The sequence below is a fragment of the Streptomyces sp. 3-6 genome (genome assembly GCF_056323165.1).
In genome coordinates, this window is sequence record NZ_JBWHZP010000017.1 from 119,889 (window position 1) to 141,158 (window position 21,270).

At 73.4% G+C, this 21,270-nt stretch carries 19 protein-coding genes and 1 pseudogene; 17 read left to right on the top strand and 3 right to left on the bottom strand.

What is annotated here, in order from left to right:
- Nucleotides 1-54 precede the first annotated feature (54 nt).
- Both AC02VZ_RS21375 and AC02VZ_RS21380 read left to right on the top strand, forming a co-directional pair.
- Nucleotides 55-690: pseudogene (locus AC02VZ_RS21375) on the top strand (HdeD family acid-resistance protein); the annotation flags it as partial.
- Nucleotides 691-1,032: 342 nt separating this feature from the next.
- A complete protein-coding gene (locus tag AC02VZ_RS21380) occupies nt 1,033-1,548 on the top strand; it encodes an ATP-binding protein (protein ID WP_432055406.1) in 516 nt (171 codons plus the stop codon).
- A 194-nt stretch (nt 1,549-1,742) separates the two neighbouring features.
- Here the strand turns inward: AC02VZ_RS21380 and idi are convergent, their stop codons facing one another.
- The 3 genes from idi to galE all read right to left on the bottom strand — a co-directional run bounded on the left by idi (nt 1,743) and on the right by galE (nt 4,823).
- The gene (gene idi, locus AC02VZ_RS21385; protein WP_432055388.1) at nt 1,743-2,336 is read right to left on the bottom strand and encodes an isopentenyl-diphosphate Delta-isomerase; all 594 of its coding nucleotides are present in this window, start codon (nt 2,334-2,336) and stop codon (nt 1,743-1,745) included.
- A gap of 365 nt (nt 2,337-2,701) precedes the next feature.
- The gene (locus AC02VZ_RS21390) at nt 2,702-3,640 is read right to left on the bottom strand and encodes a cation diffusion facilitator family transporter (RefSeq protein ID WP_432055389.1); all 939 of its coding nucleotides are present in this window, start codon (nt 3,638-3,640) and stop codon (nt 2,702-2,704) included.
- Between the two features lie 211 nt (nt 3,641-3,851).
- Nucleotides 3,852-4,823 (bottom strand): UDP-glucose 4-epimerase GalE, encoded by a 972-nt coding sequence (gene galE, locus AC02VZ_RS21395; RefSeq protein ID WP_476476142.1) that lies wholly within the window; start codon nt 4,821-4,823, stop codon nt 3,852-3,854.
- A gap of 294 nt (nt 4,824-5,117) precedes the next feature.
- Between galE and AC02VZ_RS21400 the strand changes: the two genes are divergently transcribed.
- The 15 genes from AC02VZ_RS21400 to AC02VZ_RS21470 form a co-directional block, all read left to right on the top strand.
- Complete coding sequence (locus AC02VZ_RS21400; RefSeq protein WP_476476143.1) at nt 5,118-7,004, top strand: DUF5941 domain-containing protein; 1,887 nt, start codon at nt 5,118-5,120, stop codon at nt 7,002-7,004.
- A complete protein-coding gene (locus tag AC02VZ_RS21405) occupies nt 7,001-7,753 on the top strand; it encodes a phosphocholine cytidylyltransferase family protein (protein WP_432055392.1) in 753 nt (250 codons plus the stop codon). The genes AC02VZ_RS21400 and AC02VZ_RS21405 overlap by 4 nt, the downstream gene beginning before the upstream one ends.
- Nucleotides 7,741-8,802, top strand: coding sequence for an iron-containing alcohol dehydrogenase family protein (locus tag AC02VZ_RS21410; protein ID WP_432055393.1), 1,062 nt, complete (start codon nt 7,741-7,743; stop codon nt 8,800-8,802). Before AC02VZ_RS21405 ends, AC02VZ_RS21410 begins: the two co-directional genes overlap by 13 nt.
- On the top strand, nt 8,780-9,559 hold the full coding sequence (locus tag AC02VZ_RS21415; RefSeq protein WP_432055394.1) for a CDP-alcohol phosphatidyltransferase family protein: 780 nt from the start codon (nt 8,780-8,782) through the stop codon (nt 9,557-9,559). Before AC02VZ_RS21410 ends, AC02VZ_RS21415 begins: the two co-directional genes overlap by 23 nt.
- A gap of 32 nt (nt 9,560-9,591) precedes the next feature.
- Complete coding sequence (locus AC02VZ_RS21420; protein WP_432055407.1) at nt 9,592-10,446, top strand: glycosyltransferase family 2 protein; 855 nt, start codon at nt 9,592-9,594, stop codon at nt 10,444-10,446.
- Between the two features lie 94 nt (nt 10,447-10,540).
- Nucleotides 10,541-11,476 carry an ABC transporter permease gene (locus AC02VZ_RS21425; protein ID WP_432055395.1) on the top strand — a complete coding sequence of 312 codons (936 nt, stop codon included), beginning with the start codon at nt 10,541-10,543 and terminating at the stop codon, nt 11,474-11,476.
- Entirely contained in the window at nt 11,469-12,257 is a 789-nt protein-coding gene (locus AC02VZ_RS21430; RefSeq protein WP_432055396.1) for an ABC transporter ATP-binding protein, read from the top strand. Before AC02VZ_RS21425 ends, AC02VZ_RS21430 begins: the two co-directional genes overlap by 8 nt.
- 379 nt (nt 12,258-12,636) lie before the next feature.
- Nucleotides 12,637-13,536 (top strand): squalene synthase HpnC, encoded by a 900-nt coding sequence (gene hpnC, locus AC02VZ_RS21435; RefSeq protein ID WP_476476144.1) that lies wholly within the window; start codon nt 12,637-12,639, stop codon nt 13,534-13,536.
- Nucleotides 13,533-14,483 (top strand): presqualene diphosphate synthase HpnD, encoded by a 951-nt coding sequence (gene hpnD / locus AC02VZ_RS21440; protein WP_432055398.1) that lies wholly within the window; start codon nt 13,533-13,535, stop codon nt 14,481-14,483. Before hpnC ends, hpnD begins: the two co-directional genes overlap by 4 nt.
- Nucleotides 14,484-14,619: 136 nt before the next feature.
- On the top strand, nt 14,620-16,044 hold the full coding sequence (hpnE, locus tag AC02VZ_RS21445) for a hydroxysqualene dehydroxylase HpnE (RefSeq protein ID WP_476476145.1): 1,425 nt from the start codon (nt 14,620-14,622) through the stop codon (nt 16,042-16,044).
- 71 nt (nt 16,045-16,115) lie between these two features.
- Nucleotides 16,116-17,180: a polyprenyl synthetase family protein gene (locus AC02VZ_RS21450; RefSeq protein WP_432055408.1), complete on the top strand. Its 1,065-nt coding sequence runs from the start codon at nt 16,116-16,118 to the stop codon at nt 17,178-17,180.
- Between the two features lie 119 nt (nt 17,181-17,299).
- On the top strand, nt 17,300-19,441 hold the full coding sequence (gene shc / locus AC02VZ_RS21455; protein ID WP_432055400.1) for a squalene--hopene cyclase: 2,142 nt from the start codon (nt 17,300-17,302) through the stop codon (nt 19,439-19,441).
- Entirely contained in the window at nt 19,441-20,082 is a 642-nt protein-coding gene (locus AC02VZ_RS21460; protein WP_432055401.1) for a phosphorylase family protein, read from the top strand. Before shc ends, AC02VZ_RS21460 begins: the two co-directional genes overlap by 1 nt.
- Nucleotides 20,083-20,087: 5 nt before the next feature.
- Nucleotides 20,088-21,110, top strand: a complete 1,023-nt coding sequence (gene hpnH, locus AC02VZ_RS21465) for an adenosyl-hopene transferase HpnH (protein ID WP_476476150.1) — start codon at nt 20,088-20,090, stop codon at nt 21,108-21,110.
- Between the two features lie 4 nt (nt 21,111-21,114).
- On the top strand, nt 21,115-21,270 hold a 156-nt coding region (locus tag AC02VZ_RS21470), incomplete at its 3' end, for a flavodoxin-dependent (E)-4-hydroxy-3-methylbut-2-enyl-diphosphate synthase (RefSeq protein WP_476476151.1).

The window sequence follows — 21,270 nt, forward strand, 5'->3', positions numbered from 1 at the left end:
CGACCCCCGGACGAAGGGGGACCAGGAGGGAGGAGGGGGATCGAGGAGGCGAAGATGGGCAAGTCCACCACCCCGCACGACGAGGCCGCCAAACTCAGCCGGGGCTTCGGCTGGCTCGCGGTGCTCGGTGTCGTCCTGGTCGTCGCGGGCCTGGTCGGCCTCGTGTACACCGGGGTCGCCACGCTCACGTCGATGCTGCTGTTCGGCTGGCTGCTGCTGGTCGGGGGTGTGGTCGGTCTGCTGCACGCGGTGCAGGCCCGGCACACCAACTTCTTCTGGCTCGGCGTGGTCGTCGCCGCCCTGAACATCGCCGCCGGCGTGGTGATCCTCCGGACGCCCGAGGCCGCGGCCGAGGCGCTGACCATGTTCGCCGCGCTGCTCTTCCTGACCGGCGGCGTCTTCCGGATGGTGGGCAGTCTCGTGGTGCGCGGTCCGCAGTTCGGCTGGACCCTCGTCCAGGGCGCCTTCGGCCTGCTCCTCGGCATCCTGGTCCTCGCCTCCTGGCCGAGCAGCAGCCAGTACGTCATCGGGACCTTCTTCTCCCTGGCCCTGCTCTTCGACGGCCTGGGCCTGATCGCCACCGGGTACGGGGGACGCCGCATCGTCGGCATGGTCTCCGGGCGGCTGGCCGGGGCGGAGGGCGGCGACGCCGCGTCCGGTGGTCACGCGGGGGCCCGCGGTGCTGCCGGTTCGGGGGGTGCAGCCGGTGCTGCCGGGGCTGCCGGTCAGGGCGGGCCTGCCGGTCCCGCCGGTCCTGGCGGTGGCCCCGACGGCCCCATCGGCCCCGGTGGTTCCGCGTCCGAGGGGCGGTCTCCGGGGCCCGGGGCGCCTCCGGTCAAACCCGTACAACCCGAATAGTTCCCCAAGACGCCGCGGGGCGGGCGGGAACGGTCGCTTGTGTGGGTGGTTCGAGCAGATTCGGTCGCGCCTGCTCGATATGCGCTGACTTCTGTTCAGGACTTCGGTGCGGAGTGCCGCGTTACCAACACTCGACGTGTGGTGACAATCGAGCGCGAGGGTGGCGACCGGTCGATGGACGATCAAGGGCGCGGGTCCGGCCCACGCCCGCAGGGCGCGGACGGTCCCGCCGACACCGGGACCGTCGAACCGCTGCCGTACGAAGGTGTGTGGCGGTTCACCGCCCCCGCCGTCGACGCCTCGGTGCCGCAAGCGCGCCGCGCCGTGCGGGACCTGCTGCTGCGGCAGGGGGTGCCGGTCACCGACGACGTCGCCCACGGCCTGCTGCTGATCGTCTCGGAACTGGTCACCAACGCGGTGCGCCATGCCGCCCTGCTCTCCCCGACGCTCGCCGTGGAGGTCGCCGTCGGCGCCGAGTGGGTGCGGGTGGCCGTCGAGGACAACCACCCCTACCGCCCGACCGCCCTGGAGACCGACCACGCCCGCACCGGCGGCCGGGGCCTGTTGCTGGTCCGGGAGATCACCGGCGAGGCGGGCGGCGTGTGCGACGTCGCGCACACGGCGAGCGGCGGCAAGGTGATCTGGGCCACCCTGCCGCTCAAGCCCGCTGCCCCGGCCCGGCAGATCTGACCAGCACGTCCGGACGACGCGTCCGGCCGGGCGAGTCGGGCTGACACGTTCGGCCACCCCCTTCGGCCTGCCTGCCCGACGTGCCGACCGCGCCCGACCGGGCCGACCCTCCACGGGGCCGGCCCGTCGGGCGCGTCGGCGCTCGTCACCGCCGCGTGCCGGCGCTCGTCACCTTTCCGGCTCCGAGCTGCCGGTCACCAGCCCGCCGACGACCCCGTCAGCTCGCGCACCGCCGGGCGCGCCGCGTCCAGCACCGTCATGAACCACGCCGAGAACGTGTCGCGGCCGTGCCGCTCGGTCAGTTCGTCCGGGGTGACGAACGCCGTCGACGCCACTTCCTCCGGGTCGGGGCGCAGCGCCGACTGGACCATGCCGACGAACAGGTGGTTGAACTCCTGCTCCACCAGGCCCGACGCCGGGTCGGGGTGGTTGTAGCGGACCGTGCCCGCCTCCGCGAGCAGCGTGGGGGAGATGCCCAGCTCCTCGTAGGTGCGCCGGGCGGCGGCGGCGAACGGTGCCTCGCCCGGGTAGGGATGGCCGCAGCAGCTGTTGGACCACACGCCGGGGGAGTGGTACTTGCCCAGCGCCCGCTGCTGCAGCAGCAGCCGGCCCCGCTCGTCGAACAGGAACACCGAGAACGCCCGGTGCAGCCGGCCCGGTGGCTGATGGGCGGAGAGCTTCTCCGCGGTGCCGATCGTCTCGCCGTTCTCGTCGACCAGCTCCAGCAGAATCGCCTCAGAGGTGCCGTTCGACGCGTCGTGCGTCGCGGTGGCAGGTGTGATCGGCATACCCATCCTTCACTCGGTCTTCGCGCCCCAAGTCTGCCGTACCGGTCCGGCGCACCGGCACTCGACGCACGCCCCGCATGTCCCGGCCGGTGCACGGTCGGGCCGGAAGGGGCCCCGGTGGCGATCATGCCCGTGACCGGGGGCGCGGAACCGCGCCCCCGGGGGTGGTGCGGAGGACAGCCCCCGCGCCGGGCGGCGCCCCACGCGCCCCCGCCGCCTCAGCGGCGGAGCCGCCCCCGGGCCGCAGGACCGCACCTCAGCGGCGAAGCCGCCCCGGTCACCGAACCGCGCCTCAACGGCGGAGCCGCCCCCGTCGCCGGACCGGCCCTCCGTGGCGGAGCCGCCCCGGGCCGCAGAACCGCGCCTCAGTGGCAGAGCCGCGCCTCGTGCTCCGCGTGACCGCGTGGCTCCAGCTGGAAGGTGCAGTGCTCCACGTCGAAGTGGTCGCCGAGGCAGCCCTGCAGCTCGTGCAGCATCTTCTCGTACCCCAGGGCGTTGAGGACCTCGGGGCTGACGACCACGTGCGCGGAGAGGACCGGCATCCCGGAGGTGATGGTCCAGGCGTGCAGGTCGTGGACGTCCTCGACACCGTCCGTCGCGAGGATGTGGGCGCGGACCTCGGCCATGTCCACCCCCTTGGGGGCGGCCTCCAGCAGCACGTCCAGCGTCTCCCGCAGCAGCTTCAGGGTGCGGGGCACGATCATCAGGGCGATCGCCAGCGAGGCGATCGGGTCGGCGGCCGTCCAGCCGGTGGTGAGGATCACCACGGCCGACAGGATCACCGCGACCGAACCGAGGGCGTCCGCCGCCACCTCCAGGAAGGCGCCGCGCACGTTCAGGCTCTCCTTCTGCCCGCGCATCAGCAGCATCAGCGAGACGAGGTTGGCGACCAGGCCGATCGCGCCGAACACCAGCGCCAGACCGCCCTTGGTGTCGGCCGGGGTGACGAACCGCTCGACCGCCTCGTAGAGCACGTAGCCGCCGACGACGAGCAGCAGCAGACAGTTGGCCAGGGCGGCGAGTATCTCCGCCCGGGCGAGCCCGAAGGTGCGGCGCTCGCTGGGGGGACGGCTCGCGAAGTGGATCGCCAGCAGGGCCATGCCCAGGCCCACCGCGTCCGTCGCCATGTGGGCCGCGTCGGCGACCAGGGCGAGCGAGTCGGCCATCAGTCCGCCGACGATCTGGACCACCATGACCCCGAGCGTGATCGCCAGCGCCGCGCGCAGTCTGCCGCGGTACGCCGCGCTCGCCGTGCCACCGCCCGACGCGCCGTGACCGTGCCCGTGAGCGTGCCCAGCCCCCATGACCAACCGTCCTTCCGTGACCCGTCCGGACCACAGTCAACTACGGGGAGGGGGTATCTGCAACGCGGCACTGAACACCGTTGTCATGTGCCGTGACCTGCGGAAATGTCGACCAGGTCACACACGGTGCGACGCCGGCCCCGCGCGCGTGGCACGGCTCCCGGCGGGCCACCGGCCGACGGCGCGGAACAGTCCGCACGGGCCCGCCGCGTCAGCCGCCGTGGTGCAGCTGCCAGCCGAGCCAGGCGGACTCGACCATCTCGCGCACCCCGCGCCGGGCCGTCCAGCCCAGCCGCTCCGCCGCCAGCGCCGCCGACGCCACCGCACGCGGGGCGTCACCGGGCCGCCGCGCCTCCACCACCGGGGTGCGCCGGTCACCGGTCACCTCGGAGATGACCCCGATCAGCTCGCGCACCGAGACGCCCTCGCCCCGCCCCACGTTCACCGTCAGATCGCCGTCCGCACCGCCGCCGGCCGGCCGGCGGGCCGCCGCCAGATGGGCCTCGGCCAGGTCGGCCACGTGGATGTAGTCACGCACGCAGGTGCCGTCCGGCGTCGGGTAGTCGTCGCCGAAGACGCGGGGGGCCTCGCCCCGGGTGAGCCGGTCGAAGACCATCGGCACGATGTTGAACACCCCCAGGTCGGCCAGCTCCGGAGCCGCCGCACCCGCCACGTTGAAGTAGCGCAGGCACACCGTGGAGATCCCGTGCGCCCGGCCCGCCGCCCGCACCAGCCACTCCCCGGCCAGCTTGGTCTCGCCGTACGGGTTCACCGGGGCGCAGGGCGCGTCCTCCGTGATGAGGTCCACACCGGGGTCGCCGTACACCGCCGCGGACGAGGAGAACACGAAGCGGCCGACGCCCGCCTCGGCGACCGCCTCCAGCAGCGTGGCGAGACCGCCCACGTTCTCCCGGTAGTACCGGGTGGGCTGCGCCACCGACTCGGCGACCTGCTTGCGCGCGGCCAGGTGCACCACCCCGGTCACCGCGTGCTCCGCCAGCACCCTCCTGAGCAGGGCACCGTCCAGACAGGAACCCTCGACCAGGGGGATCCGGGCGGGCAGACGGGCCGCCACCCCGGTCGAGAGGTCGTCCAGGGCGACGACGTCCTCCCCGGCGTCGGCCATGGCCCGCGCCACGTGTGCCCCGATGTAACCGGCTCCGCCGGTGATCAGCCATGTCATGGTCGACCACCCTATGCCGGTCCGCCGGACCCGCCGGAGACGGCGGGTGTCCCGTATGGCACCCCATGCCCTTTCTGTGGGCGCGGTTTGTGGGCCGGGCCCCGCATCCCCGATGATGATCGCGGCAGGGATGCCGCCCGAACCACGAAGAACCGGCCGCCGAACGGTCGGTGAACGCGGGCTTCCAGGCATCGGATAACCTCTGCCGACATGCCGCCCGCAGGCCCCCGGCACGGGCGTCCGCCATGCACGCGACCGGCGTGGACGCGTCGGCCCCTCAGGGAGTGAGTTCGGTTGTCGACCGCCATCCTCACCGGTCAACCGGTCCCCGGTTCGCCGCTCGAGTCCGAGCTGCGCTCGCTCGGATTCGACGTGCGCGCCGCCTCCGGCCCCGGCGAGGCGGAGGCCCTGCTGGCCGCCGTGCCCGCCGACCGGCGGGTCGCCGTGGTCGACGCCCGGTTCGTGGGGCACGAGCACGCCCTGCGCCTGGGCCTGACCGACCCCCGCTTCCCGCTCGCCGCGATCCCGGGAGCCGTCACCGCCCAGCCCGCCGGCCGCCAGGCCCTCACCCGCGCCCTGGCCCGGGAGAACGCCGGCACCGACACCCCGGCCACGACCGACGCCCCCGGCACCGACGGCCCCGACGCCACCGACGGCGCGGCCCCGGCCCCCGGGCGCACCGCCCTCGCCGCCGGACTCCCCGACCGTCTCGCCGCCGGACTGGCCGCCGAGGGCGCCGACCTCCACCGGCCCGAGCTCGGCCGTCTGGTCGCGACCGTCCCCGACGACCCGCAGGCCCGCAACGAGGCCCGGCAGGCGGTGGCCGCCGTCGACGACGAGGCGATCCGCCTGAAGTCCGCCGTCAAGGCGCGCGACGGCTTCTTCACCACCTTCTGCATCAGCCCGTACTCCCGCTACCTCGCCCGCTGGTGCGCCCGGCGCGGACTCACGCCCAACCAGGTCACCACCGCCTCGCTGCTCACCGCGCTCATAGCGGCCGGCTGCGCCGCCACCGGAACCCGCGCCGGCTTCGTCGCCGCCGGCGTCCTGCTCCTGGCCTCGTTCGTGCTGGACTGCACCGACGGCCAGCTCGCCCGCTACTCCCTGCAGTACTCCACCCTCGGCGCCTGGCTCGACGCCACCTTCGACCGGGCCAAGGAGTACGCCTACTACGCCGGTCTCGCCCTGGGGGCCGCCCGCGGCGGCGACGACGTCTGGGCGCTCGCCCTCGGCGCGATGGTCCTCCAGACCTGCCGGCACGTCGTGGACTTCTCCTTCAACGAGGCCAACCACGACGCCACCGCCAACACCAGTCCCACGGCCGCCCTCTCCGACCGGCTCGACGGTGTCGGCTGGACGGTGTGGGCGCGCCGGATGATCGTGCTCCCGATCGGTGAGCGCTGGGCGATGATCGCCGTCCTCACCGCCGTCACCACCCCCCGCATCACCTTCTACGCCCTGCTCGTCGGCTGCTCCTTCGCCGCGCTCTACACCACGGCCGGCCGCGTCCTGCGCTCCCTGACCCGCAGGGCGAGCCGCACCGACCGGGCCGCCCGGGCGCTCGCCGACCTCGCCGACTCCGGCCCCCTCGCCGAGGCCCTCGCGGGCCGGCTCCGCGGGCTGCCCGCCCGGGGCCCCCTGGGCTCCCGCGCCCTCGTGGCGCTGCCCGGCGCCGCGCTGGTGGTGGCCGCCGCCGCCCTGACCCCGTACGGGGGCGTGCTGCCCGTCGCCCTGGCCGGCCTGTACGTCCTCACCTCGGCCGCGGCGGTCGCGCTGCCCCTCAAGGGCGCCCTCGACTGGCTCGTCCCGCCCCTCTTCCGGGCCGCCGAGTACGGCACCGTCCTGGCCCTGGCGGCCCGCGCGGAGGTGAACGGCGCCCTTCCCGCGGCCTACGGGCTGGTGGCCGCCGTCGCCTACCATCACTACGACACGGTCTACCGCATCCGCGGCAACGCGGGCGCGCCCCCGCGCTGGCTGGTGCGGGCGATCGGGGGGCACGAGGGCCGCGTTCTGGCGGTCGCCGTCCTCGCCGCGCTGCTCACCGCCTCACAGTTCACGGTCGCGCTCACGGTGCTCGCCGTGGCCGTGGCCCTGCTGGTGCTCGCCGAGAGCATCCGCTTCTGGGTGACCGCCCACCGGGGCGGGGCACCCGCCGTTCACGATGAAGGAGAACCCGCATGATCGGCCTCGTGCTGGCCGCCGGCGCCGGACGGCGTCTGCGCCCCTACACCGACAGCCTTCCCAAGGCACTGGTGCCGGTGGGGCCCGCGGGCACCGAGGGCGAGCCCACGGTGCTCGACCTCACCCTCGCCAACTTCGCGGAGGTCGGCCTCACCGAGGCCGCGGTCATCGTCGGCTACCGCAAGGAGGCCGTCTACGAGCGCCGTGCGGCCCTGGAGGAGAAGTACGGCCTCAAGATCACGCTCATCGACAACGACAAGGCCGAGGAGTGGAACAACGCCTACTCCCTGTGGTGCGGCCGTGACGCCCTCAAGGACGGCGTGATCCTCGCCAACGGCGACACCGTGCACCCCGTCTCCGTCGAGAAGACCCTGCTCGCCGCCCGCGGCGGGGACAAGCGGATCATCCTCGCGCTCGACGACGTCAAGCCGCTGGCCGACGAGGAGATGAAGGTCGTCGCCGACCCCGCCAAGGGCGTCACGAAGATCACCAAGCAGATGGACCCCGCCGAGGCCACCGGCGAGTACATCGGCGTCACCCTCATCGAGGGCGACGCCGCCCCGGACCTCGTGGACGCGCTGAAGACCGTCTGGGAGACCGACCCGCAGCAGTTCTACGAGCACGGCTACCAGGAGCTCGTCAACCGGGGCTTCCGGATCGACGTGGCACCCATCGGCGACGTCAAGTGGGTCGAGATCGACAACCACGACGACCTGGCCCGCGGGCGGGAGATCGCGTGCCTGTACTGACCCGTCTCATCCCGTCCCCGCTGGTCGTCGACATCCGCCCCGGGGCCCTCGACGACCTCGGCTGCGTCCTCGCCGACGAGCGCATCGCGCAGTCCGGCCGCCTCGCCGTCGCCGTCAGCGGCGGCTCCGGCGCCCGGCTGCGCGAGCGGATCTCCGCCTCGCTGCCCGGCGCCTCCTGGTACGAGGTCGGCGGCGGCACCCTCGACGACGCGGTCCGGCTGGCGGGAGCCATGAAGGCCGGCCACTACGACGCCGTCGTGGGTCTCGGCGGCGGCAAGATCATCGACTGCGCGAAGTTCGCGGCGGCACGCGTGGGCCTGCCCCTGGTCGCCGTCCCGACGAACCTCGCGCACGACGGTCTGTGCTCGCCGGTCGCCACCCTCGACAACGACGCGGGCCGCGGCTCCTACGGCGTGCCCAACCCGATCGCCGTCGTCATCGACCTCGACGTCATCCGTGAGGCCCCGGTGCGCTTCGTGCGGGCGGGGATCGGCGACGCCGTGTCCAACGTCTCCGCCGTCGCGGACTGGGAACTGGCCTGCCGCGTCAAGGGCGAGCGGATCGACGGCCTCGCCGCGGCCATGGCCCGGCAGGCCGGCGAGTCCGTGCTGCGCCACCCCGGAGGCATCGCGGACAACGACTTCCTCCAGGTGCTCGCCGAGGCACTGGTCCTCAGCGGCATCGCCATGTCGGTGTCGGGCGACTCGCGGCCGTCCTCGGGGGCCTGCCACGAGATCAACCACGCCTTCGACCTGCTCTTCCCCAAGCGCGCCGCCGCCCACGGCGAGCAGTGCGGCCTGGGCGCCGCGTTCGCGATGTACCTGCGCGGCGCGCACGAGGACGCGGCGTACATGGCCGGGGTGCTGCGCCGGCACGGGCTGCCGGTCCTGCCGGAGGACATCGGCTTCACGGCGGAGGAGTTCGTCCGGGCCGTCGAGTTCGCCCCGGAGACCCGGCCCGGCCGCTACACGATCCTCGAGCATCTCGACCTGAAGACCGAACAGATCAAGGACGTCTACACCGACTATGTCAAGGCCATCGGTAGCTGAACTCCGGCCGGTCGTGCACCCTCCGGGGATCAAGGACCGGCGCAGCGGTGAGCACTGGATGGGACGCCTCTACATGCGCGAGGTGTCCCTGCGGGTGGACCGCTACCTGGTGAACACCAGGGTCACGCCCAACCAGCTCACGTACCTGATGACCGTCTTCGGTGTCCTCGCGGCCCCGGCCCTGCTGGTGCCGGGGGTCGCGGGGGCCGTCCTCGGCGTGCTCATGGTCCAGATGTACCTGCTGCTGGACTGCGTCGACGGCGAGGTCGCCCGCTGGAAGAAGCAGTACTCGCTCGGCGGCGTCTACCTGGACCGGGTCGGCGCCTACCTGTGCGACGCGGCCGTCCTGGTCGGTCTCGGCCTGCGGGCCGCCGACCTGTGGGGCCCCGGGCGCATCGACTGGCTGTGGGCCTTCCTCGGCACCCTGGCCGCCCTCGGCGCGATCCTGATCAAGGCGGAGACCGACCTGGTCGGTGTCGCCCGCCACCAGGCCGGGCTGCCGCCGGTCAAGGAGTCCGCGGCCGAGCCCCGCTCCTCCGGCATGGCGCTGGCCCGCCGGGCCGCCGCCGCCCTGAAGTTCCACCGGCTGATCCTCGGCATCGAGGCGTCGCTGCTGATCCTGGTCCTGGCGATCGCCGACGCGGTCCACGGCGACCTGTTCTTCACCCGGCTCGGCACGGCCGTCCTGGCGGGCATCGCCCTGCTGCAGACCGTGCTGCACCTGGTGTCCGTCCTGGCCTCCAGCAGGCTGCGGTGAGCGCCTTGAAGGTCGGGGCCGTCGTCATCACGATGGGCAACCGCCCCGACGAGCTGCGCGCCCTCCTCGACTCGGTCGCCCGCCAGCAGGGCGACCCGGTCCAGGTCGTCGTGGTCGGCAACGGCTCGCCCGTGCCCGACGTGGCGGAGTTCTCCGACACCGTGCGCACCGTGGAACTGCCGGAGAACCTCGGTATCCCCGGCGGCCGCAACGTCGGCATCGAGGCGTTCGGGCCGGGCGGCCGGGACGTCGACGTCCTGCTGTTCCTCGACGACGACGGGCTGCTGGCGCGCGAGGACACGGCCGAACTGTGCCGCGAGGCGTTCGCCGCCGACCCGGCGCTCGGCATCATCAGCTTCCGCATCGCCGACCCGGAGACCGGCGTCACCCAGCGCCGCCACGTGCCCCGGCTGCGGGCCTCCGACCCGATGCGCTCCTCCCGCGTGACCACCTTCCTCGGCGGCGCCAACGCCGTGCGCACCCAGGTCTTCGCCGAGGTCGGCGGGCTGCCGGACGAGTTCTTCTACGCGCACGAGGAGACCGACCTGGCCTGGCGGGCCCTCGACGCCGGCTGGATGATCGACTACCGGTCCGACATGGTCCTGTACCACCCGACCACCGCGCCCTCGCGGCACGCGGTCTACCACCGGATGGTGGCCCGCAACCGGGTCTGGCTGGCCCGGCGGAACCTGCCCGCGCCGCTGGTCCCGGTGTACCTGGGCGTCTGGGTGCTGCTCACCCTCGCGCGGCGCCCCTCGCGCGCGGCCCTGCGGGCCTGGTTCGGCGGGTTCCGGGAGGGCTGGGCCACCCCGTGCGGACCCCGGCGTCCCATGAGGTGGCGCACCGTGTGGCGGCTGACCCGGCTGGGCCGGCCCCCGGTGATCTGACAAGCTCGTGTGCGGGAACCACGGAGCCGCACCGGCTCCCCGGCGCATGCCAGGCCCCCGGGCCGCGCATCTCGACGACGAAAGCTAGCCACTGGTGAGTGAGACAACGCACGACGGCACGGTCGCGGCCGGCGCGTCCGTGCCGTCCGACGAGGGCCTCACGGCGGCGGAGCTGGCCGCCAAGCACGGGCTCTCGGTCAGCGGGGCCCGGCCGTCGCTGCCGGAGTACGTCCGTCAGCTGTGGGGGCGGCGGCACTTCATCCTGGCGTTCTCCCAGGCGAAGGTGACGGCCCAGTACAGCCAGGCCAAGCTGGGCCAGCTGTGGCAGGTGGTGACGCCGCTGCTGAACGCGGCCGTCTACTTCTTCATCTTCGGCCTGCTGCTCGGCGCCCGGCGGGGCATCCCGAGCGATGTGTACGTGCCGTTCCTGGTGACCGGCGTGTTCGTGTTCACCTTCACCCAGAGCTCGGTGCTGGCGGGGGTGCGGGCGATCTCGGGGAACCTGGGGCTGGTGCGGGCGCTGCACTTCCCGCGCGCCTCGCTGCCGATCTCGTTCGCGCTCCAGCAGCTCCAGCAGTTGCTGTTCTCCATGATCGTGCTGGTCGTGGTGGTGATGGCGTTCGGTTCGCTGCCGTCGTGGTCGTGGCTGCTGGTGGCGCCGGTGCTGCTGCTGCAGTTCGTCTTCAACACCGGTCTGGCGCTGATCTTCGCCCGGCTGGGCAGCCGCACCCCCGACCTCGCCCAGCTGATGCCGTTCGTGCTGCGCACCTGGATGTACGCCTCGGGCGTGATGTTCAGCATCCCGGCGATGCTCGCCGACAAGAACGTGCCCGGCTGGGTGAGCGACGTGCTCCAGTGGAACCCGGCGGCCGTCTACATGGACCTGGTCCGCTTCGCCCTGATCGACGGCTACGGTTCCTCCTACCTGCCCGCGCACGTGTGGGCCTTCGGCCTCGGCTGGGCCCTGCTGGCCGGCGGGGTCGGGTTCGTCTACTTCTGGAAGGCCGAGGAGAGGTACGGCCGTGGCTGACGACCCGACGCCGGACCGCGTCCCCACCGTCATCGCGGACGGACTGCACATCGTCTACCGCGTGAACGCCGCGCGGGGCGGCCGGGGCAGCGCCACGGCCGCGCTGAGCCGGATCCTGCGACGGGGCAAGGACGACTCGGCCCGCGGAGTGCGCACCGTGCACGCCGTGCGGGGGGTCTCCTTCGTGGCCTACCGGGGCGAGGCCATCGGCCTGATCGGCTCCAACGGCTCCGGCAAGTCGACCCTGTTGCGCGCCATCGCCGGGCTGCTCCCCGCCGAGGAGGGCAAGGTCTACACCGACGGCCAGCCCTCCCTGCTCGGTGTCAACGCGGCCCTGATGAACGACCTGACGGGCGAACGGAACGTCATCCTGGGCGGCCTCGCGATGGGCATGTCCCGCGAACAGATCAAGGAGCGGTACCAGGAGATCGTCGACTTCTCCGGCATCAACGAGAAGGGCGACTTCATCACCCTGCCGATGCGCACCTACTCCTCCGGCATGGCCGCCCGGCTGCGGTTCTCCATCGCCGCCGCCAAGGACCACGACGTCCTCATGATCGACGAGGCGCTGGCCACCGGGGACCGCAAGTTCCAGAAGCGGTCCGAGGCCCGCATCCGGGAGCTGCGCGAGCAGGCCGGCACGGTCTTCCTGGTCAGCCACAACAACAAGTCCATCCGGGACACCTGCGACCGCGTCCTGTGGCTGGAGCGCGGCGAGCTGCGCATGGACGGACCGACCGACGAGGTGCTCAAGGAGTACGAGAAGTTCACCGCGAAGTGACCCGGGCCGTCCCGGGCCGTCCCGGGCCGTCCGTCCCGGGTCGGCGCAACCGTGCCGGGCGGTCCGGCGTCCGCAGAAGAAGCGTCAGCTGTCCCCGCCCGGCGACACCCTGACACCCGACGGTGTGCCGGGGCGGGGCCGAGACACCCCGGCGCCGCGTACCGCGTTGTACAACGTAAGCTGTAGCGGTCCCCAAAGGCGGCAATCAGGGCCATACTGCGCGACACCATCCCGCGGGCCGTCCGGAGGAAGTCCGGGCGGCGTGTCCGAAATAGTGCGTATTGGGTCAACAGTGTAGAACGGGAGATGTGACGGCAATGGCTACGGAGGCTCCCCGAGTGAACGCCGAATGTGCCGTCCCCGCCCAGGGCAGCCCACGATGAACCGGACCGGCAGGGCGCGCACCGCGCCGGAACGCGCCACCCTCGACAAGGCCGCCGCGGAGAACTTCCCCGTGGCGCCGTTCTTCCTGCCCCGTCCGTGGCGCGACGACCTGATGGCGGTCTACGGGTTCGCCCGGCTGGTCGACGACATCGGCGACGGCGACCTCGCCCCCGGCGGCGCCGACGCCCGCCTGCTCGGCGTCCCTGACGACCGGGCACAGGACCGCACGGCCCTGCTGGACGCCTTCGAGGCCGACCTGCACCGGGTGTTCGAGGGCACCCCGCGCCACCCGCTGCTGCGCCGCCTGCAGCCCACGGTCCGCCGCCGCGCCCTGACCCCCGAACCCTTCCTCGGCCTGATCGCCGCCAACCGCCAGGACCAGCTCGTCCGGCGCTACGAGACCTACGACGACCTGCTCGCCTACTGTGCGCTGTCCGCCAACCCCGTCGGCCGGCTGGTGCTCGCCGTCACCGGCACCGCGACCCCCGAGCGAATCCGCCGCTCCGACGCGGTCTGCACGGCCCTGCAGATCGTCGAGCACCTCCAGGACGTCACCGAGGACCTCGGCCGGGACCGGATCTACCTCCCCGCCGCCGACATGAAACGTTTCCACGTCCAGGAGACGGACCTCGCCGCGCCCACCGCCGGCGCCTCGGTCCGCGCCCTGATCGCTCACCAGACGCAGCGCGCCCGCGACCTCCTGGACGAGGGGGACCCCCTGGTGGCCGGCGTCCACGGCCGGCTCAAGCTGCTGCTGGCCGGGTTCGTGGGAGGGGGACGGGCGGCCGTCCGCGCGATCACCGCCGCCGAATTCGACGTACTTCCCGGCCCGCCCAAGCCCGGCAGGACGCACCTGCTGCGCGAGGTGGGCCTCACACTGCGAGGAAAGAGGTGATCCGGACCGTGGAGCCGCAAGCGTACGCGTCCCCGCCGGTCCTCGCCGCCTACCGCTACTGCGAGGCCGTCACCGGACAGCAGGCACGCAACTTCGCCTACGGCATCCGGCTGCTGCCGGCGCCGAAGCGGCGCGCGATGTCGGCGCTGTACGCGTTCTCCCGCCGGGTCGACGACATCGGCGACGGCACGCTGGACCGCGAGGTGAAGGTCGCCCGTCTGGAGGACACCCGGGAGCTGCTCGCCCGGATCCGCCGGGGCGCGGTCGACGAGGACGACACCGACCCGGTCGCGGTGGCACTCGCCCACGCCGCCGAGCGCTTCCCGATCCCGCTCGGCGGGCTCGACGAACTCATCGACGGTGTCCAGATGGACGTGCGCGGCGCCACCTACGAGACCTGGGAGGACCTCAAGGTCTACTGCCGCTGCGTCGCGGGCGCCATCGGCCGGCTCTCCCTCGGCGTGTTCGGCACCGAGCCGGGCGCGCGCGGCGCCGAACGCGCCCCCGAGTACGCCGACACCCTCGGCCTTGCCCTCCAGCTCACCAACATCCTGCGCGACGTCCGCGAGGACGCCGTCGGCGGACGCACCTACCTCCCCGCCGACGACCTCGCCAAGTTCGGCTGCTCGGCCGGGTTCGCCGCGCCGACCCCGCCGGAGGGCTCCGACTTCACCGGACTGGTGCACTTCGAGGTGCGCCGCGCCCGCGCCCTGTTCGCCGAGGGCTACCGGCTGCTGCCGATGCTCGACCGGCGCAGCGGGGCCTGCGTGGCCGCCATGGCCGGCATCTACCGTCGCCTCCTGGACCGCATCGAGCGCGACCCCGACGCCGTGCTGCGCGGCCGGGTCTCCCTCCCCGGCCGGGAGAAGGCGTACGTCGCGGTCCGCGGACTGTCCGGCCTGGACGCCCGGCACCTCAACCGGCGGACCGTCAGGAGGCGCGCGTGACCGGCACCCCGATCCGCGACGGCACCGCGCGGGACAAGCGGGGGGCAACCCTCCACGGCCCGGCCGCGTCCCCCTCCAGGACGGCCGGCCGCGTACCGCCGAACCGGTTCACCGGCCGTCCGGGGGAGGGCGGACGATGAACCGCGTCACCAGGCCCGAAGCAGCGCAGGCGCCGGACCCGGCGGCCGTGCGCCACGCCGTGGTGGTCGGCGGCGGCCTCGCCGGCACCACCGCGGCCCTCGCGCTCGCCGACGCGGGCGTCCGCGTCACCCTCCTGGAGGGCCGCCCCCGTCTCGGCGGGCTCGCCTTCTCCTTCCGGCGCGGCGAGCTGACCGTCGACAACGGCCAGCACGTCTACCTGCGCTGCTGCACCGCCTACCGCTGGTTCCTCGACCGCGTCGGCGGCGCCGCCCTCGCCCCGCTGCAGGACCGCCTCGACGTCCCCGTCGTCGACCTCGACCGCCCCGCGGGACGCCGTCTCGGCCGGCTCCGCCGCGACCCGCTGCCCGTGCCCCTCCACCTCGGGCGCAGCCTCGCCGCCTACCCGCACCTCTCGCTCGCCGACCGGGCGCGGGTGGGCCGCGCCGCGCTCGCGCTCCAGCGGCTCGACCTCGCCGACCCCGCCCTCGACACCCAGGACTTCGGCAGCTGGCTCGCCGCCCACGGCCAGTCGCCGCGCGCCGTCGAGGCCCTGTGGGACCTCGTCGGGATCGCCACCCTCAACGCCGTCGCCGACGACTCCTCGCTCGCCCTGGCCGCGATGGTCTTCAAGACCGGCCTGCTCTCCGACCCCGGGGCCGCCGACATCGGCTGGGCCTCCGTCCCGCTCGGCGACCTGCACGACCGGCTCGCCCGCCGGGCCCTGGACACCGCCGGCGTGCGCACCGAGGTCCGCACCCGCGTCGGCGCCGTCGCCCCCCGCGACGACGGCCGGTGGAACGTGCACACCGCCGACGGGACGGTCGAGGCCGACGCCGTCGTCCTCGCCGTGCCCCAGCGCGAGGCCCACGCCCTGCTGCCCGCGGGCGCGCTCGACGACCCCGACCGGCTGCTCGGCATCGACACCGCGCCGATCCTCAACGTGCACGTCGTCTACGACCGCACCGTCCTCACCCGGCCCTTCCTCGCCGCCCTCGGCACGCCCGTGCAGTTCGTCTTCGACCGCACCGCGGCCTCCGGACTGACAAGGGGCCAGTACCTGGCGGTGTCGCAGTCGGTGGCCCAGGACGAGATCGACACGCCGGTGTCCGTGCTGCGCGAGCGGTACCTGCCCGAGCTGGAACGGCTCCTGCCGCGCACCCGGGGAGCCGAGGTCCGGGACTTCTTCGTCACCCGCGAACGCCACGCCACCTTCGTCCCCGCCCCCGGCGTGGGACGCCTGCGGCCCGGCGCCCGCACCGAGGCACCCGGCCTGTACCTCGCCGGCGCCTGGACGGCCACCGGGTGGCCCGCGACGATGGAGGGCGCGGTCCGCAGCGGCATCGGCGCCGCCGACGCCGCGCTGGACACCCTGGGCCGGCCCCGCCCCGCCCACCTCTTCACCCTCGAGGAGGCGGCCTGATGCTCCGGCAGAGCGGTGCGGCGGGACGCCGCACCCCCGGTACCGCAACAAGAGGAGAGACTGTGCCCACTGTGCCCCCGGCCTCGAAGGCCGCTCGCAGGACCGCGGTGGACGTGTCCGCGCTCCTGGAGCGCGGCCGGACCCTGGCCATGCCGGTGCTGCGCGCGGCCGTCGACCGTCTGGCCCCTCCCATGGACGCGGTGGCCGCCTACCACTTCGGCTGGATCGACGCCCAGGGCCGCCCCGCCGACGGCGACGGCGGCAAGGCGGTCCGTCCCGCGCTCGCCGTCCTGTCCGCGGAGGTCACCGGCGCGGCGCCGCAGACCGGCGTGCCCGGCGCCGTCGCCGTCGAACTCGTCCACAACTTCTCGTTGCTGCACGACGACCTGATGGACGGCGACGAGCAGCGCCGCCACCGCGACACCGTCTGGAAGGTGCACGGGCCCGCCCAGGCCATCCTGGTCGGCGACGCCCTGTTCGCGCTGGCCAACGAGATGCTGCTGGAACTGGGGACCGTGGAGGCGGGCCGCGCCGCGCGCCGCCTCACCACCGCCACCCGCGCCCTGATCGACGGCCAGGCCCAGGACATCTCCTACGAGCACCGCGACCGCGTCAGCGTCGAGGAGTGCCTGGAGATGGAGGGCAACAAGACCGGAGCCCTGCTCGCCTGCGCCAGCTCCATCGGGGCCGTCCTCGGCGGCGCCGACGACCGCGCCGCCGACACGCTGGAGAAGTACGGCCACCACCTCGGGCTCGCCTTCCAGGCCGTGGACGACCTCCTCGGCATCTGGGGCGACCCCGGATCCACCGGCAAGCAGACCTGGAGCGACCTGCGCCAGCGCAAGAAGTCCCTCCCGGTCGTCGCCGCCCTCGCCGCGGGCGGCCCCGCCTCCGAGCGGCTCGGCGAGATCCTCGCCGCCGACGCCGACAGCAGCGACTTCGCGAACTTCTCCGAGGAGGAGTTCGCGGCTCGCGCCGCCCTGATCGAACAGGCGGGCGGACGCGAGTGGACGGCGGAAGAGGCACGCCGTCAGCACACCACCGCCATCGAGGCCCTCGACGACGTGGACATGCCCGAGCAGGTGCGGGAACGGTTCACGGCGCTCGCGGACTTCGTCGTCGAACGGAAGAGATGATCACTATCGGTCGAATAGCCCTCGCGTAGTCGCCGGCCGGAAAGGCGGGGAGCGCACCACCGGCCGACGGCGGACCCACAGCAGACGCACGACATGCAGCACTGCACGAAGGGGAAGCCATGACAGCGACGACCGACGGAAGCACCGGGGCGGCCCTGCCGCCCCGGACCGTCGCGGCCAGCGAACACGACACCGACAACCACACCCCCGTGGCGGCCGGGGTACCCGACGTCGCCGCTCGCGCCATGCGGCGCGCCACCGACTTCCTGCTGTCCCGCCAGGACGACCAGGGCTGGTGGAAGGGCGACCTCGAGACCAACGTCACGATGGACGCCGAAGACCTCCTGCTCCGTCAGTTCCTCGGCATCCTCGACGAGGACACCACCCGCGCAGCCGCCCTGTTCATCCGCGGGGAGCAGCGCGAGGACGGCACCTGGGCCACCTTCCACGGCGGTCCCGGCGACCTGTCCACCACCATCGAGGCCTACGTCGCCCTGCGCCTGGCGGGCGACGCCCCGGACGCCCCGCACCTGGCGAAGGCGTCCGACTGGATCCGCCGGCAGGGCGGCATCGCGGCCTCCCGGGTCTTCACCCGGATCTGGCTGGCCCTGTTCGGCTGGTGGAAGTGGGAGGACCTGCCGGAACTCCCGCCCGAACTCATCTGGTTCCCGTCCTGGGTGCCGCTCAACATCTACGACTTCGGCTGCTGGGCCCGGCAGACCATCGTCCCGCTGACGATCGTCTCCGCGAAACGGCCGGTACGGCCCGCCCCGTTCCCGCTGGACGAACTGCACACCGACCCCGGCTGCCCCAACCCGCCCCGCACGCTCGCCCCGGTGACCAGCTGGGACGGCGCCTTCCAGCGGCTCGACCGGGCCCTGCACACCGTGCGCAGGATCGTTCCGCGACGCCTGCGGGCGGCCGCCATGAACACCGCCGCCCGCTGGATCGTCGAACGCCAGGAGAACGACGGCTGCTGGGGCGGCATCCAGCCGCCGGCCGTCTACTCCGTGATCGCCCTGCACCTGCTCGGCTACGACCTCAGGCACCCGGTGATGCGGGCCGGCCTGGAGTCGCTGGACCGGTTCGCGGTGTGGCGCGAGGACGGGGCCCGGATGATCGAGGCGTGCCAGTCCCCGGTGTGGGACACCTGCCTCGCCACCATCGCCCTGGCCGACGCCGGCCTGCCCCCCGACCACCCCCAACTGGTCAGGGCGGCCGACTGGATGCTCGGCGAACAAATCGTGCGCCCCGGCGACTGGTCGGTGCGCAGACCCCATCTCCCGCCGGGCGGCTGGGCGTTCGAGTTCCACAACGACAACTACCCCGACATCGACGACACCGCGGAGGTGGTCCTCGCGCTCCGCCGGGTCAAGCACCACGACCCGGAACGCCTCGACAACGCCATCGGCCGCGGGGTGCGCTGGAACCTCGGCATGCAGTCGAAGAACGGCGCCTGGGGCGCCTTCGACGTCGACAACACCAGCCCCTTCCCCAACCGGCTGCCGTTCTGCGACTTCGGCGAGGTCATCGACCCGCCGTCCGCCGACGTCACCGCGCACGTCGTGGAGATGCTCGCCGTGGAGGGCCTGGCCCACGACCCGCGCACCCGGCGCGGCATCCGCTGGCTGCTGGACGAACAGGAGCCGGACGGCTCCTGGTTCGGCCGCTGGGGCGTCAACTACCTCTACGGCACCGGCTCCGTCGTCCCCGCCCTGACCGCCGCGGGCATCCCCACGTCCCACCCGGCGATCCGGCGGGCCGTCGCCTGGCTGGAGTCGGTGCAGAACGACGACGGCGGCTGGGGCGAGGACCTGCGCTCCTACCGGGACGCCCGCGGCTGGAGCGGCCGGGGCGCCTCCACCGCCTCGCAGACCGGCTGGGCCCTGATGGCCCTGCTCGCGGCCGGCGAGCGGGAGTCCGCCGCGGTGCAGCGCGGTGTCGCCTGGCTCGCGGCCACCCAGCGGGAGGACGGTTCCTGGGACGAGCCGTACTTCACCGGCACCGGCTTCCCCTGGGACTTCTCCATCAACTACCACCTCTACCGCCAGGTCTTCCCGCTCACCGCCCTCGGCCGGTACGTGAACGGGGACCCCTTCGCCCAGAAGCCGCCCCGGGCCGCCGCGTCGGCCGCCGCCCCACCGGACGGTGCGGCGTCCGGCGTCCCGCCGGTGCCCGCCGCGGACGGCGGGCCGCTGCCCGGCGACGCCACCCCGGCGGCCGGCCCCCGGCAGCCGCTCGCCGAGGCGAAGGGGAGCTGATGACGACCCGGCTCGGCCCGGCCCCGCTGCTGATCGCCTGCGCGCTCGGCATCGAGCAGTTCGCCCTGCGCAGGCGGTCCGGCGGTGGCGCGGGCGGGCCGGTCACCGTGCTGCGCACGGGCATGGGGCCGGACGCCGCCGAACGCTCGGTGACCCGGGTGCTCGCCGACCCGGCCCTCGCCGGCGCCGCCGTGCTGGCCACGGGCTTCTGCGCCGGACTCGCGCCCGGCATGCACCCCGGCGACCTGGTCGTCGCCGAGGAGACCCGCGACCCACGCGGCACCGTCCCCTGCGAGGGCACGGACCTGCTGGTCGAGCAGCTCACGCGCACGCTCCCCGGACGCACGGTGCACACCGGCCCGCTCACCGGCTCCGACCACGTCGTCCGCGGCCCCGAACGGGCCGGGCTGCTCGCGACCGGCGCGATCGCGGCGGACATGGAATCCGCCGCCACGCTCCTGAGCGCCGTCCGCACGGGCGCGCGCCCGGTTGCGGCCGTCCGGGTGGTCGTGGACGCTCCAGAACATGAACTGGTCCGGATCGGCACGGTGCGCGGTGGAATATCGGCTTTCCGCGTCCTTCGCTCCGTGCTTCCCGCATACCTCGAATGGCACCGTTCCTTGCTGCTCCCCAGGAGGTGAGCCAGATGGCCATGCCGCTGCGCCAGTCCATCAAGGTCGCTACATACTTGGCCGAACAGAAGCTCCGCGGGCGGGACAAGTTCCCGCTCATCGTCGAGCTGGAACCCCTCTACGCCTGCAACCTCGCCTGTGAGGGCTGCGGCAAGATCCAGCACCCGGCCGGCGTGCTGAAGCAGCGCATGCCGGTCGCGCAGGCGGTGGGCGCGGTGCTGGAGTCCGGTGCCCCCATGGTGTCCATCGCTGGCGGCGAGCCCCTGATGCACCCTCAGATCGACGAGATCACATGCCAGTTGGTGGCCCGGCGGAAGTACGTGTTCCTGTGCACCAACGCCATGCTGCTGCGCAAGAAGATGGACAAGTTCACCCCGTCGCCGTACTTCGCGTTCGCGGTGCACATCGACGGCCTGCGGGAGCGGCACGACGAGTCCGTCGCCAAGGAGGGCGTGTTCGACGAGGCCGTGGCGGCCATCAAGGAGGCCAAGCGGCGCGGCTTCCGGGTCACCACCAACTCGACCTTCTTCAACACCGACACCCCCCAGACGGTCGTCGAGGTGCTCAACTACCTCAATGACGACCTCAAGGTCGACGAGATGATGATCTCGCCCGCCTACGCCTACGAGAAGGCACCCGACCAGGAGCACTTCCTCGGCGTGGAGCAGACCCGGGAGCTGTTCAGGAAGGCGTTCGCGGGCGGCAACCGCAGGCGCTGGCGGCTGAACCACTCCCCGCTGTTCCTCGACTTCCTCGAGGGCAAGGTCGACTTCCCGTGCACCGCGTGGGCCATCCCCAACTACTCCCTGTTCGGCTGGCAGCGCCCCTGCTACCTCATGAGCGACGGCTACGTGCCCACGTACCGGGAGCTGATCGAGGACACCGACTGGGACAAGTACGGCCGCGGCAAGGACCCGCGCTGCGCCAACTGCATGGCGCACTGCGGCTACGAACCGACCGCCGTCCTCGCCACCATGGGCTCCCTGAAGGAGTCGCTGCGCGCCATGCGCGAGACCGTCTCGTCGAACCGGGAGTGACGCCGTGACCGCAGTTTCGCTGGGGATGCCCGGGGCACCGGCGCGTCCCCTGGCCGAGCGCCGCAGGAGCCGCAGGATCCAGGTGGGGTCGGTGGCGGTGGGTGGTGACGCGCCGGTGTCGGTGCAGTCGATGACGACGACGCGGACGTCGGACATCGGG